This is a genomic window from Paenibacillus sp. FSL E2-8871 (genome assembly GCF_038000345.1).
In the GTDB taxonomy this organism is placed as follows: domain Bacteria; phylum Bacillota; class Bacilli; order Paenibacillales; family Paenibacillaceae; genus Paenibacillus_AQ.
On sequence record NZ_JBBOBV010000001.1, the window covers coordinates 2,939,411 to 2,954,116 of the forward strand.

Annotated in this window: 14 protein-coding genes and 1 other annotated feature; of the genes, 1 reads left to right on the forward strand and 13 read right to left on the reverse strand. The window is 45.7% G+C overall.

Translation table 11 applies throughout. The features are described from left to right. Window positions 1-23 precede the first annotated feature (23 nt). Window positions 24-749 carry a TraR/DksA C4-type zinc finger protein gene (locus NYE25_RS13485; RefSeq protein WP_341146114.1) on the forward strand — a complete coding sequence of 242 codons (726 nt, stop codon included), beginning with the start codon at window positions 24-26 and terminating at the stop codon, window positions 747-749. 426 nt (window positions 750-1,175) lie between these two features. Here the strand turns inward: NYE25_RS13485 and NYE25_RS13490 are convergent, their stop codons facing one another. From NYE25_RS13490 to ftsZ, 13 genes are all read right to left on the reverse strand, one after another. Continuing rightward, window positions 1,176-1,607, reverse strand: a complete 432-nt coding sequence (locus NYE25_RS13490; protein ID WP_341146115.1) for a DUF5665 domain-containing protein — start codon at window positions 1,605-1,607, stop codon at window positions 1,176-1,178. A 194-nt stretch (window positions 1,608-1,801) separates the two neighbouring features. Further along, window positions 1,802-4,894, reverse strand: a complete 3,093-nt coding sequence (ileS, locus tag NYE25_RS13495; protein ID WP_341146116.1) for an isoleucine--tRNA ligase — start codon at window positions 4,892-4,894, stop codon at window positions 1,802-1,804. A gap of 374 nt (window positions 4,895-5,268) precedes the next feature. Next, window positions 5,269-5,543: a binding site (T-box leader), on the reverse strand. A gap of 241 nt (window positions 5,544-5,784) precedes the next feature. Next, window positions 5,785-6,297 (reverse strand): DivIVA domain-containing protein, encoded by a 513-nt coding sequence (locus NYE25_RS13500; protein WP_042130215.1) that lies wholly within the window; start codon window positions 6,295-6,297, stop codon window positions 5,785-5,787. Between the two features lie 227 nt (window positions 6,298-6,524). Further along, entirely contained in the window at window positions 6,525-7,307 is a 783-nt protein-coding gene (locus tag NYE25_RS13505; protein ID WP_042190831.1) for a YlmH family RNA-binding protein, read from the reverse strand. Between the two features lie 9 nt (window positions 7,308-7,316). After that, window positions 7,317-7,556, reverse strand: a complete 240-nt coding sequence (locus tag NYE25_RS13510) for a YggT family protein (protein WP_042194359.1) — start codon at window positions 7,554-7,556, stop codon at window positions 7,317-7,319. Window positions 7,557-7,590: 34 nt separating this feature from the next. Next, window positions 7,591-8,031: a cell division protein SepF gene (locus NYE25_RS13515; RefSeq protein ID WP_042190833.1), complete on the reverse strand. Its 441-nt coding sequence runs from the start codon at window positions 8,029-8,031 to the stop codon at window positions 7,591-7,593. An 11-nt stretch (window positions 8,032-8,042) separates the two neighbouring features. Beyond that, window positions 8,043-8,729: a YggS family pyridoxal phosphate-dependent enzyme gene (locus tag NYE25_RS13520; RefSeq protein WP_341146117.1), complete on the reverse strand. Its 687-nt coding sequence runs from the start codon at window positions 8,727-8,729 to the stop codon at window positions 8,043-8,045. 3 nt (window positions 8,730-8,732) lie between these two features. After that, window positions 8,733-9,590, reverse strand: a complete 858-nt coding sequence (gene pgeF / locus NYE25_RS13525; RefSeq protein ID WP_340972166.1) for a peptidoglycan editing factor PgeF — start codon at window positions 9,588-9,590, stop codon at window positions 8,733-8,735. A 133-nt stretch (window positions 9,591-9,723) separates the two neighbouring features. Next, window positions 9,724-10,068, reverse strand: coding sequence for a YlmC/YmxH family sporulation protein (locus NYE25_RS13530; RefSeq protein ID WP_076284758.1), 345 nt, complete (start codon window positions 10,066-10,068; stop codon window positions 9,724-9,726). A 209-nt stretch (window positions 10,069-10,277) separates the two neighbouring features. Further along, window positions 10,278-11,060, reverse strand: coding sequence for an RNA polymerase sporulation sigma factor SigG (sigG, locus tag NYE25_RS13535; protein WP_036683631.1), 783 nt, complete (start codon window positions 11,058-11,060; stop codon window positions 10,278-10,280). A gap of 78 nt (window positions 11,061-11,138) precedes the next feature. Further along, window positions 11,139-11,861, reverse strand: a complete 723-nt coding sequence (gene sigE / locus NYE25_RS13540; protein WP_028530613.1) for an RNA polymerase sporulation sigma factor SigE — start codon at window positions 11,859-11,861, stop codon at window positions 11,139-11,141. Between the two features lie 91 nt (window positions 11,862-11,952). Next, window positions 11,953-12,900, reverse strand: coding sequence for a sigma-E processing peptidase SpoIIGA (gene spoIIGA / locus NYE25_RS13545; protein ID WP_042194361.1), 948 nt, complete (start codon window positions 12,898-12,900; stop codon window positions 11,953-11,955). A gap of 634 nt (window positions 12,901-13,534) precedes the next feature. Then, entirely contained in the window at window positions 13,535-14,656 is a 1,122-nt protein-coding gene (gene ftsZ / locus NYE25_RS13550) for a cell division protein FtsZ (protein WP_042130228.1), read from the reverse strand. Between the last annotated feature and the right edge of the window lie 50 nt (window positions 14,657-14,706).

Consider the following 14,706-nt stretch of genomic DNA (forward strand, 5'->3'; position numbering starts at 1 on the left):
GTACAGAAAGGAGCTTACTCATCATGACGCACCTGACAGTACAGCAGCTCTCAGAGCTACGCGCCCGATTAGAAAAAGACCGTGATACTATTCAGCACAGGCTTCAGAATAATGAAAATTACGGCTTACAGGAATCCATGCGGGATGGCACCGGAGAACTTTCCGAGAATGACAACCATCCAGGCGATGCAGCCACCGATTTGTATAATCGCTCCATGGATATTTCACTGCTAGAGCGGGACGAGCATGAGCTGGATGATATTGAAGCTGCTCTCAACGCTATGGATGAAGGCACCTATGGGATATGTAAAGCTAGCGGTAAACCGATCCCTTTTGAGCGTCTATCCGCTATTCCCTCCACGCTTTATTGTAAAGAGCACGCCCCACGTCAAAATGCACCTTTTACTCGGCCCATTGAAGAAGAATTTTTGTCTCCTCCATTTGGGCGTACGAGTCTCGATGAACGAGAGGATCAAAACGGCTTTGACGGTGAGGATGCCTGGCAGATTGTAGAAAGCTATGGAAACTCCGATTCCCCCGCCATGGCGGAGGGTAGCAACATTGACTCCTATAATGATATGGAAATTGAAGCTGATGAGCTGGAAGGCTGCGTAGAGCCTTGGGAGAACTTTATCGCCACCGATATTACAGGGAACCATTTAATTGTAGTACCGGGACGTAGCTACGAGCGTTACAAGGATAGTGGCGAGGGAAGTTACATGCTTGATCCGCTCGAAGGCGAGGAGTAAAAGCATCGTCCCCACAAAAAAATGAACAGCGTGCGGTTCCAGTTTCATCGTGGAATGGCCCGCTGTTTTTTTGTTTTTTTCAGCTCTACTTCATTTTGTTAAGAAAATGTTCAGATTCAGCTGCTAAACTGATCTAACGATGCTGAAATCGACATACAAGGAGTGTAACGTAAGTGAATCACGACTATTTTAAAAATGTACAACAACTTAGTCATGAAGATGACCGGCGATATTTATTATTAATGAGAGGCTTACGCATCATACACGAGGAAAAAAAGCAGCGCAGCCCTCTCCAAAGATTAAAAAAGGAAAGGTACGGACTGGGGAGAAATATAGAAGCCCAAGGTTGGATAAATATACCAAATAAGATTGACCGAACCCCACTCTCTCCTACAAACCAAGTAAAGACAGCTACGCCTTAAAAAGCTATTTGAATTCCAGCTGACGCTGAACAATTCGTACAATATCCGCAATATAATCTCCGATGATCGGTAGATTCAAGGCTCCAAGAACCTGAAGAACATAGATGATCGTTGCCGCAAAAAAAGTAAAGCCAAGCGCGATCCCTACTCCACGAGCCGCTCCATATAAAATATTTTTCCAAATTAGAGTCCAAGGTGAATATAACAGCTCCGTATACTGATAAATTCGTGATTTCTCTAAGATATGGGCCCATTCAAAGGTTAATCGATACATTGTATTCATTTTTTCTTCCAGTGGAATGTCTTCTGGATTGCGATGATCTGCTGTTAAACGCTCAGGGTTTTCCTCAGGAATAACCTTTTTCTCCATTCCCTTATCTGGGCTGTTCTTGTTGCCGGATGTCTTGACGGAGATTCTGTTCTTCTGATCCTCCACAGCCACAGCTCCTCTCATACGTCTATATTCGCCACAAAGTAAACGAGCCCGGTCAAAGAGAATACATCTCCTTGAGCACGAGGCTCGTTATTTTCGCGGGCGAAATATAAAGACTATATTTCCCGCATAAACAGAAGTTCTCTGTTTACACTTGTGCCGCTAGTATATGCTGTTTTGGGACAGGTAATGCAGATTTACACTTCAATATGGATACCGATGGATTTACCACCGACATCTACCGTTTCAAAAGCGTGTTCTCCGCCAAAATCAACCGTAGTCACAAGTACATTGTCTCGCAATACATTCTCAAAGGCTGTAACTGCTGCTTTAAGCTCTTCGTCTACACTCAGCGTGAGTGCGATCCGTTTCTCGATCGGCAGATCCAAACGTTTACGGTAATCTTGAACCGCACGAATGATCTCACGAACCCAGCCTTCTTGTTCAAGCTCAGGTGTGATTTCGGTATTGAGCGCAACCGTAATTCCATATCCGGAAGCTGCGGCGAAACCTGCTTTAGCTTCTTTTTCAACGAGTAGCTCTTCAGAAGTGATCACCAGCTCTTCTCCCTCTGGCGTCGCAATCGCGATTGAGCCATCTTGCACCGCTTTGCGGGTAGAGTCACTGTCCAAAGCTTTTAGGAAGCCTTGCAGGAAGCCGACGTTTTTACCGTATTTTTTACCGGCAACTTTAAGATTCAGCTTGAGTGTGAAGTCAACAAATCCACTATCGCTAGTCTCTAGCACGATGTTCTTGATGTTGATCTCGTCTTTGATGATCTCTTCATACTCAGCCAAATGGAAGTCACGGTTCATCGAAACGATCAGCTCAGACAGCGGTTGACGATTCTTAATGCCTGTTTCGTTACGCACATTACGCGCCAGCTCAACGATTTGTCTCGCACTTTCCATATCCTCTTCCAGCTCTTTATCGATCAAGCTCTCATCAGCAACCGGATAATCTGCTAAATGCACACTTTCTCCGCCGCCAAGGTTCGTGAAGATATCTTCAGACAACATCGGTGTAAATGGAGCCATCAAAGACGCTGTCTTCAAAAGCACATGGGTCAGTGTACGGTAAGCATCCAGCTTATCTTCACCTAGACCACTCCCCCAGAAACGGTCACGGGAACGACGGATATACCAGTTGCTCAGCTCATCTATAAAGTTCTCAATGCCTTTGGATGTATTCACGAAGTCATTTACTGCAAGTCCTTTGTCTACCAAAAGAATCAAGCTGTTCAGACGGGACAAAATCCAGCGGTCCAGCTTATGTTCCGATACTTTAAAAGGATGATCAGCAGGATCATAACCATCGATGCCGGCATAAAGCGTCAAGAACGCATGCGTATTCACCAGTGTATCTACAACTTTCGATTTGGTTTCCCCTACAAGGCCACGAGAGAAACGTTTGTTATTCCACGGTGCACTATCGGATAGAATCGCCCAACGGAAAGCATCCGTGCCGTAATCGTTCATGATATCCCAAGGATCAATAACATTGCCTTTTGATTTGGACATTTTTTGACCATTCTCATCAAGGATATGACCGTGAGCAATAACAGCTTTATATGGAGCTTTACCTTTAAACAAGGTAGATACAGCTAGTAAGCTGTAAAACCATCCACGTGTCTGGTCGATCCCTTCACAGATCATATCCGCTGGATATTGATCATTCAGCTTATCCTCGTTCTCAAATGGATAATGACTTTGCGCAAATGGCATCGAACCACTATCGAACCAAACATCGATAACTTCTGGTGTGCGAACCATCTCTGCGCCTTCGCTGAAAGGACTGCGTAGCTTGATCTTATCTACAAAAGGCTTATGCAGCTCGATATCCTCAGGTACATCGCCAATCGCCATCGCTCTCAGTTCTTCAATGCTGTGTGGAGCGAACTCTTTGCCCGTTTCTTGACATACCCAAACATTAAGCGGTGTGCCCCAGTAACGATTACGGCTGATATTCCAATCCACCAGTTCATCCAGGAACTTCCCGAAACGGCCTTCACGTACATGATCAGGATACCAATCTACACTGTTGTTGTTAGCAATCAGCTGATCTTTGATCGCTGTAGTGTTGATGAACCAGCTGTCTGTTGCGTAGTACAAGAGTGGTGTATCACAACGCCAGCAGAACGGATAGCTGTGCTCGTATTTTTCTTTGCCGTAAAGCAGTCCTTTTTCAGACAAAGCTTTAACGATATCCAAATCGCAATCTTTCACGAAGCGTCCAGCAAAATCAGATACTACATCCGTATACTTACCGGAATTATCAACCACGTTCACGAAGCTGATGCCGTTCTCGCGGCAAGTCTTGTAGTCATCTTCACCATGCGCTGGTGCCATGTGTACGATCCCTGTACCACTGGAATCTGTAACGAAGGAAGCACCTACGATGACATTGCTTTTCTCTGCCTTGATGTATCCGAATGGAGGAGCGTAGGTTTTGCCGATAAACTCGGAACCTTTATGTGTAGAAAGGACTGTGTGCTCGCCTTTCATTACTTCCTCCACCAAATTTTTGGCAACAATGTAGATACCGTCTTCTTGTTGTACACGTACATAATCCATGTCAGGGTTCATGGCTAACGCCATATGTGCTGGCAGCGTCCAAGGTGTAGTCGTCCAAGCTAGTACGTAGTCTCCACTGTCATCCAGTTTGAACTTTGCAGTCGCACTGAGATCCTTGACGGTCTTGTAGCCTTGGGCTACTTCATGGGAGCTTAGGGTAGTCTGACAGCTTGGGCAGTAAGGACTAACACGGTGTCCGCGGTAGAGCAACCCTTTGTCATGCACAGTAGCCAAGATGTTCCACACGCTCTCGATATACGTGTTATCCAAAGTTACGTAAGGATTATCTAGATCCGTCCAGTATCCGATACCCTCTGTAAACTCGCGCCATTGCTTCTCATAACCGAAGACGCTGTCTTTACATTCCTGAATGAATTTTTCTACGCCATATTCCTCGATCTCTTGTTTGCCGGAGATGCCAAGCTTCTTTTGTACGCCTAGTTCTACTGGCAAACCGTGTGTATCCCAGCCCGCTTTACGTACCACGCGGTAACCTTTCATCGTTTGGTAACGACCGATGAAATCCTTGATTACACGGCCCAGTACGTGCCCGATATGCGGTGCACCGTTCGCTGTTGGAGGACCTTCGTAAAATACATAGTTCGGACGTCCTTCACGATTCTCCATCGATTTACGGAACGTATTTTCGTCGCTCCATTTCTTCAATATGCGGACATCTCTTGCCCGTGCTTTTTCTTTGACATCTACTTTTTGCATGTGATGGTCAATCCTTTCATGGTTTAGTCTGTAAAGCTCTTTTCGATCCTTGGGCAGTCTGATTCAGCTCTTGCCTTCGGTACCCGAGCCGCAATCCCGCAGGGCAGCACTGGCTCGGGGTGCCACATGGAGCGGCGAGTGAAACGTCGGTCTGCCCTAGCAATGAAGGCCCCGCAGGCGAACCCGCCAGGGGAGCCTAAGAAGGGCCGCTCCTTCAGCCACATGAGTCCGTTCGCTTCCACCACCGTACCCGTTTGCACGAGGCTTTACATTGCGGGTGTCCAGAGGGCGGCAGCCCTTTGGGGTCCCCCTTAGAAAGGGGGATTTAGGGGGATGGCCACCCCGGAACAACAAAATAAGCGTCATCTCACCCCCAAAGGGGCGAGACAACGCTCGCGATACCACCCTAATTCTGCGCATGAGCACATCCTTAAGGGGAGTGTATTCAGCACAATCTCAGTCCTGCGCGTAAATCTCATGCACAGGTCCGGTGTAACGTCCGGCGGACGGCTAAGCTTACGCACGATCAACGCTTCAGCTTAACTTCTAGGGGAAGATCTTCCGGCAGGGTTCGAACAATCGGCTCTCAGCAATCGCCGACTCTCTGGAGAACGTTACCTTGTCGTACTTGTCCCGTCATCGAATACATATAAACATTATACAGATATGTTCTATTTATAGACTTTTTAAGTCTAAATGTCAACAACCGCTAGCCAAATCCGCAATTAGGAGTATACCTGTGCAGGCGGAATACTTTATTATGATCGATTTTAGCGAAAAATAAAAATAGAGGGAATAACTCCCTCTATTTAGCCGATTATAGCATGAAATTATAAATTAGAGGGAATTCCCCCCTATAAATTCAAGCAGCATTCATTCATCATAATGCATTAGATACGATGTAGAACATCATCCTTAAAAGTTACGTTCTCGCTTGCCTCACGACTCTCCAAGGCATTCCAGTCATCTTGTGACAACAGCTCGAGCTGTGCTTCCACCAATGTGCGGAAACGAGTGCGATAGATTGAAGCTTGCTTACGCAATTCTTCAGTCTCAATAGCAACCTTACGGGATTTGGATAACGCTTCGTTAATAATCCGATCCGCGTTCTTTTCCGCTTCCTTGATAATGAGCTGCGATTCCTTCTTGGAGTTGTTCTTCACATCATCCGCCGCTTCCTGAGCGACTAAGATCGTTTTCGATAAACTCTCTTCAATATTCACAAAATGATCTAAACGCTCTTGAATGGACAAAAGCTGATTCTGCAGCTCTTTGTTCTCACGGATGACACTTTCGTAATCCTTAATTACTTGATCCAGAAATTCGTTGACCTCGTCCTCATCATAACCGCGAAGTCTCCGAGAGAACTCCTTGTTATGTATATCGAGCGGTGTTAATGGCATGCTGTGCACCTCCTAGAAATTTCGGACCTTCTAAGTCTCTGAACCATACCTGCGCAGCAGACAAAGAAGAAAGACTGTACTTCAAGTAAAGGCAGAGGATGTATCGACGTTCCAACTGCCATTCATGGTTCGCCTCTTTTATAAAATATCGGCGTCCTGCTTTAAAAATGTTTGATTCCCTCGAAATAATCAATTTCGACAAGTAAAGCCGGATTCCTGCAAGGGATTCACACAAATTTACCAACCTGAACACGGTATCGGCCCTTTTTCGTCAAACTACCAACCTCTAGAACCTTGAATCGACCAAATCCTTGAATAGATACCATGTCACCATCTTTAAGTCCGCAGGAAGGGTCTTCTTCCACTTTCCAATTTACCCGAACGCGCCCAGCCTTGATGGGAGCAAGAATTTTGCTTCGACTAAGCCGTGTTACATCTGCGGCTATGCCATCCAATCGTAGGGACGCTACAGTCAAATCCATCATTTCCAGCTTCACCTCACTATTACGCAAGGCAGAAAGTGGCAATACCTCCGTGCTCACCTGTATTCGGTGTACTCCAGTTAAATTCATGTCTAAATAATCTGCAATATCTGCAGCTACTACCACATGACAACCATCGTCCAGAACATGAATATCACCGATTTTTCCACGTTTTACTCCAAGACCCAGAATAGAGCCCATGTAGTCCCCATGCTCTAACGCCAGAAACTTTTGCTCACCAGAGGTTATCGCAAGAACGCTCAGCTCCATGTCCTCATGATCCAGATCACGGTAATCAGGCGCAATGAGTGCTCGCTTCCGCTCTGCCTCAGGGTGGCCGCCTTCCCATCTAACGATAACATCTGGATGTCGATTGACGAGACTTTGCAGAATAAATCCTTGGCGCGGATCTAGAAATTCGGTCAGTTTCGTCTCATGATATTCTCCAGCATGGGTAACCCATTCCCAAGCCTTGTCCACAAATTGTCTTTCATCGGGATGAAAATGCCCGTAAACTTCTGTCTTCATCACTTCTGCCTAAAAAATTAAGTGCAGAATGGATTTGAGTCCACCTGCCGCAAATTCCAAGACGAATAGTGCAATGATCGGGGAAATATCAAGCGTACCAAAGAGTGGCGGAATAAATCGACGAAATGGTGTCAAATACGGCTCAACAAGCTTGCTCAGCAGTTCTCCGATAAAGTTCTCACGAACGTTTGGTAACCACGACATCAGTACGTAGAAAATAATCATGTAAAAATAAATATTAAACAGCATATCAATAATGTAATCAATTTGGGGCAAAGCTCATTCACCTCATTCTGTTATAGTCTGGATCGTCACCTAGGATTTCCGTAATGGCACCTTGAATTTCAACGGTATCTGGCGTGCACATAAATATATTGCCCCCAATTTTAGAGATTCCTCCCCCAAGGGCATAAACGGTTCCACTTAAAAAATCAATAATTCTCATTGCCTGATCATTACGGACACGCTGAAGATTGATCACTACCGTCCGGTGAGAACGGAGATGGTCCGCAATTTCCTGAGCCTCATCGTACGAACGTGGCTCATAAAGTACAACTTTTACATTCTTCTGCGAATGGATACTGACAACGTTGCCCCTTTGATTTTTGCGGGTTTCGACAGGGGCTGGCTCATACTCATCCTCTTCGTGGATTTGCTCCCGCTCCACAACTTCTTCTTCCTCCTGCAAGCCCAAAAAACTCATAAATCGGTTCATAACGCTCATCACGATCCCTCCTAATGGCCTACTAACACCGTACCTAGGCGTACCCAGGTGGCTCCTTCCTGTATCGCCACTTCAAAATCATTCGACATTCCCATTGATAGCTCCGTAATCGGTTCAGGTGTCAAAGCAAGTTGATTGAGCTCATCGCGCAGCTCACGAAGTCCGCGAAATACAGGGCGGGTAAGCTCCGGATCACCTTCTAAAGGTGCCATCGTCATTAGTCCAATTACTTTTACACGATCTAAACTAGCAATTTCACGCAAAAATCCAGGTACCGCCTCAGGCGACAGACCAAATTTCGTATCTTCTCCAGAGATGTTTACTTGAAGAAAGACATTCACTTCTTGATCTGCGGCAATCGCCTTTTTGTGTAATTCTTGCGCCAGAGATATCCGGTCCAAAGAGTGTATATATTGAAACTTGCCAATAACGTCTTTAACCTTATTGGTCTGCAAATGCCCGATAAAATGCCATGTCCCTTGGTCCCCTAAAACCTTCCATTTGTGCTCAGCATCCTGCCAGCGACTCTCGGCAATATGCTCCAGGCCTGCCTCCAATACGGAGGACACCATTTCCAGAGAAACATATTTCGTCACTGCAATTACCTTGACGTCATTTCGATCCCGGCCGCTTGCCGCGCAGGCACGTACTACACGTTCCTCTACCTCAGCAATTCTCTCCTGCAGTGTTAAAGCCAACTTTCAACTCTCCTTTATTCCGATCCAGCTCGTCATCCTGCCTGTAACCCCATCTTCTTTACGATAAGAAAAGAACAAATCTTGATTACAGCTTGTACACCAAGATGTACATTCGATATGAGTCGGCAATATTCCTGCTTTAATCATAATGCGTCGATTCATTTCTTTCAAGTTTAGCATGTATTTGTTCTCATCTGTGTCAGATGTTCTGTACAGCTCCACAGTACTGGCTGTTTCTGTTGGTTTACTCAGATCACCTTCCAGTCGATGAACATGCTCCATCACATAATCGTCCACCTCATAACAGCAGTCACCAATGGATGGTCCGATCGCTGCAATAATGTCCTGCGCATGGCTTCCGTAAATGGTCTCCATTTTACTCACCATAGCGGCTGCAATCTGGGCCACAGTTCCCTTCCAGCCAGCATGGGCAAGACCGACGACTTGGTGCACAGGATCATAAAAATAAAGGGGTACACAATCCGCATAAAAAGAAGTCAGAAAAACTCCCGGTACATCCGTAAGCAAACCATCGGTTGCCTGAAATGCCGAGGTTCTATCCTTTTGACCCCGCCCACGATCGGCTTCCCTTACCACTGCTATTTCTGCTCCATGGGTTTGTTCTCCACAGGTCCAAGCTTCAGGTTTGAAATCAAGAGCTTTCGCAAGCGCCCTACGATTCGTTAAGACATCTTCCGGAGCATCCCCAACATGAAATGCACAATTCAGGCTGTCATAAGGCTTTTTGCTAGCCCCTCCCTGTCTACCCGTAAAACCTGCTGTAATTTCTTTATGCTTCACACGCCAAGGCTCCAGATGGAGCAGCATAAGTGTTTCCTTCCCCTGCACAAACGGTTCCATATCCTCACCTCCGCCTTAGTGTACCACATGTAAATACCCCTACAAAATGCCGCTTAAGCTAGAACATCAAATTTACTAACTTTTAAGCCATGCCATTTCGAATCATTTTATAAAAAACAAAAAACGCACCTAATTAATAAGTGCGCCGTTCGCCTCGGTCCCCTCGTTCCAAATACATCGTTTCTCGTTCGTCCTGCCCTTGAGGCATTCTTGATTCTTCAATCTTCACAAGCACTACATCAGACCCGATTTTGACAATATTTCGCCATGGAATAATCAGATCGGTTCCGCCTCCGAACAACCCCATAAACCGAGTGTATCCGGGAATTACGATTGCATCAATGACACCTCGGCGTAAATCAAGCTCTAAGTCACTGATTTGGCCCAGCCGCTTGCCGTCCACAATGTTAATAACGTCCTTAGTCTGAAAATCAGAGATTTTCATTTTTTTGGCTGATCCTAAATAATCCTCGTTCATCTCACCACCCCTGTACAATCAGACCTATAGTCCAATATATGTTATGAAAGCTTGGCCACATGCATGAAATATCCCCACAAAGTGAGGCTATGCTTAGATGCTTACCAAGGTACTTTGCGGGGGCTCAATATAATTCCTGAAACAGTAAAAAGAGGAGATCACCCAAAATCCTTATCACGGATTCTGGATATCTCCTCATTTCAGACGATTTAAGACTTCACATGCTTTTGCATTTGCTGAATCGCAGATTTCTCTAGACGTGAGACTTGTGCCTGTGAGATACCAATCTCATCTGCGACCTCCATCTGTGTTTTCCCTTCGAAAAACCGCATGGATAAAATTCGTTTCTCCCTTTGACCTAACTTACGCATCGCTTCACGTAAGGCGATTTCTTCGATCCACGACACATCCTTATTCTTATCATCGCTAATCTGGTCCATTACATAAATAGGATCGCCACCGTCATGATAGATCGGTTCGAATAAGGACACTGGATCCTGAATAGCATCAAGGGCAAAGACTACATCTTCCTTCGGTACGCCAAGTGCTTCAGAGATTTCGAATATCGTCGGTTCCCGCGAATTCTGATTGGTCAGACTATCGCGTACCTGCAGCGCCTTATAAGCAATGTCTCTGAGTGAACGCGATACTCGAATCGGATTGTTATCACGCAAGTAACGGCGGATCTCACCAATAATCATCGGAACCGCATATGTGGAGAACTTAACGTTTTGTGATAAATCGAAATTATCGATGGCTTTCATCAGACCGATGCAGCCCACCTGGAACAAATCGTCAACAAATTCTCCCCTATTATTGAACCTCTGGATAACACTTAGAACGAGCCTAAGATTACCATTTACCAATTTCTCTCTGGCGGATCGCTCGCCCTGCTGCTGCAGCGAAGTGAACAGTTGCCGCATTTCCACATTCGTTAGAACAGGCAGCTTAGCAGTATCCACACCGCAAATCTCGACTTTATTTCGGGTCATGATGATTTACCTCCCAAGGAGAAACATTACTGTACATTATCTCCCGGGTTGGCCATTTTATTCCTTGCTAATTTCACCTTACACCATCTTGTTAAACTCCTTACGCAGCCGCTTAATAATTCGTTTCTCCAGACGAGAGATGTAAGATTGGGAAATGCCGAGCAGATCCGCCACATCTTTTTGCGTCTTTTCTTCGCCCCCACGCAGTCCGAAACGCAGCTCCATAATGAGTCTTTCCCGTTCGCTCAGCTTTTCCAGCGCCTTTTGCAGCAGCTTGCGATCGACCTGTTCTTCAATGTTCCGATAGATGGTATCATTTTCCGTCCCTAAAACATCTGAGAGCAGCAACTCATTACCATCCCAATCGATATTAAGAGGCTCATCAAAAGAAACCTCACTCCGTGTCTTGCTATTACGCCGCAAATACATCAAAATTTCATTCTCTATGCAACGTGATGCATATGTTGCTAGTTTTATTTTTTTCTCGGGATCAAAAGTGTTAACCGCCTTAATTAATCCGATAGCCCCTATCGAAACCAGGTCTTCAATATTGATTCCGGTATTCTCAAATTTACGAGCGATATACACTACGAGGCGCAGGTTACGCTCAATCAGCATCGCACGAACAGCAGCATCGCCGCTAGATAGCCGCTGAAGCAGATACTCTTCTTCTTCCCGTGTCAGCGGTGGAGGTAGAGCCTCGCTCCCGCCGATATAATAGATTTCCTGACTCTTCAGCCCCAGTAGAAACAGCATGCGGTAATATTGCAGCTGCAGAGCAATTTTCCATTTGACCATTATTGTTCCTCCTCCAAGAAGTACACGGTTAGCGTATGAAGCTTTTAATTCCCGCTTTCAGCCATCAGAAGTTTGGTTCAGCTAGCTTTAAAGATTAGGAAGGTAGTGCTGCATCAGTGGCGCTCTCTTTTTGAGTTAAATCCGGATGTATGACCGCCCGATAGGCTCCATCTCCTGAGAGTGTCCCGCCATCCAGCCCAATTAAGACTCTTTTACTATAAAAGATATCTTCACCGAGCTTTATCGTCACAAGGTCTGGCTTCAGTGCGAGCATAAATGATGCCCCTCGGTTAATCCCCCTGTAAGGTACTAGTCGCATCCTATCCTGCCAAGCAAACGACTGCCCGTCCGTTTCTAGCAAAAGTCTGTCCGCACCATCCTGAGTGAGTCTCCCTTTCCATGCAGCAGGCAGATGCCCCTCCCAGAGCGTCGATTCCATCACCATCACCGGTATGCGGGTCAAAGGATCACAGAGACGATTACCTGTGTCTAACAGGCCAGGACAGGAAACACTTACACCATCAATTTCAACAACCACCTCACCGATATAGGTTTCAAGCTGCTCCCTTCTGATTCGTGAAGAATGCACTGCCTTGAAGCAGATTAACACCAGGGGGAATACTGCAATGACAAACCAAAAGCCGATCTTTAAGCCGTAGGCATGCCCTCCTGAAGCAGTGAACATAATACCATTCCAAATGTCGCTGGAGCTCTGCAGCAAATAGTGAATACCGACAATTCCACCTGCGGCTGCAAAATTGATAATATAGAAAGCTCCCATAGTGCGAAGGTAGCTTTGCAGACTCCCAAAACCAAAGGCAATCCATAACATAACCACCGACAATCCAAACTTGATAAGGAAGGTATACATGAAAGACAGCTCCGGTACAAACATCATCACTACATACAGTGCGCCAACGAGAGCTGAGAGGATTAAACGCCACCATGAGATTCTCAGCTTAACCATCCAGCCTGTCAGCCACAAAAGAATTCCGTCGATCACTAGATTGGCGGCGAATATCAAGTCAATATAAACAACCAGTGCATTCACCTGCTTAATGGCGGAATCTATCCTCTAGCCAAATTGGATCAGGCTCTGTTTTTGGACGATATGATTAGTATAGAAAGTCTCGCATTCAAAGTCTGTCTAAACTTGGGGGGCATTCTTACGGTTTTTTTGTCGAGTTATAGCGCGTGGGGATTTATTCCTTCTTTATGGAATTTCTTATATCTTTTATTCACTGCGTCATTCGCTCCATCATTCGCTGGATCATTTAATGGAATAGAGGAATCCTGCAAATATACAACTTTTTGTGCAAAACTCCGCTTTATGAAGTCCAAAAACTGCAAATATACAGGATTATCCTCACTTTTGGCTAGAAATCTTTATTTGGCGCAGGAATTACTGCAGATTCGCAGGAATCATCGCTTCAACCATCTACTTATTATTAATTACTGTATTTTTGCAGGATTATTTGATGGTTAATGGTTGCCGCTCTCCGACTACCAGTTACCACCTACTGTAACTACCTAGTCAACCATCACCCCCTTGGAGCTACACAGTGCCGTTCATAGTCTTGCTTGATCCTTATTACATTTACGCAAAAAAACACCGTACCGCTATAGCTAATCAGCTAAGCGATACGGTGTTCTCGTATAATCTTGATTCTATTTAATTAGTCGTTGTTGCCCCGAGTACGATTACGAAGGAACGTCGGAATATCGAGCTGGTCAGAAGAACTCTGATTGCCGAAAGGACGTAAATTAGCTGAACTCTTATCCGGTGCTGCCGCAGGCTCGTTATTCGTCGAGACCGGACGACGTCCTGGAGTTTCAGGCGATGGTTTATGTTCAAAGCCAGTAGCAATTACTGTTACTTTGATATCATCCTTCAGGCCTTCATCAATAATCGCACCAAAGATCATATTCACTTCAGGATCAGAGGCGGATGTAACGATCTCAGCCGCTTCATTAACTTCATATAGAGAGAGGTTGGATCCTCCCGTAATGTTCATGATTACGCCGCGGGCGCCTTCAATAGACGTTTCCAAGAGTGGGCTCATGATGGCTTTACGTGCTGCTTCAGACGCACGGTTCTCACCATTTGCAATACCAATACCCATAAGCGCTGAACCGCGCTCTGTCATGATCGTCTTTACATCCGCAAAGTCAAGGTTAATCAGACCAGGAACCTTAATTAGGTCAGAGATACCTTGAACAGCCTGCCGGAGAACATTATCTGCTTCACGGAAAGCTTCCAACATCGGTGTTTTCTTATCAACGATCTCAAGCAAACGGTCATTTGGAATGACGATTAGCGTGTCGACCTTTTCTTTCAAAGCTTCGATTCCAAGCATTGCCTGGTTATAACGTTTTCTTCCTTCAAAAGTGAACGGGCGAGTAACTACCCCCACAGTCAAGGCTCCACACTCTCTAGCAATCTCAGCTATAACTGGTGCTGCACCTGTTCCTGTACCGCCACCCATCCCTGCAGTAACAAACACCATATCTGCGCCCTTAAGGGTATTAGAGATCAAGTCACGGGATTCTTCCGCTGCTTTCTTACCGACTTCAGGATTAGCTCCTGCACCCAACCCGCGGGTCAGCTTGTCCCCGATTTGCAGCTTGTGCTCCGATTTGGCCATATGCAACGCTTGGGCGTCTGTATTAACCGTAATAAATTCTACACCCTGAACGCCATTTTCAATCATCCGGTTGACAGCATTACTACCTCCGCCGCCTACGCCGATGACTTTTATTTGCGCCAAGCTCTCCATTTCAAAATCAAATTCTAACATATTGTTCCATCTCCCCCTCAATGTGCTTGGATGGCCGGTCCAAGTATATC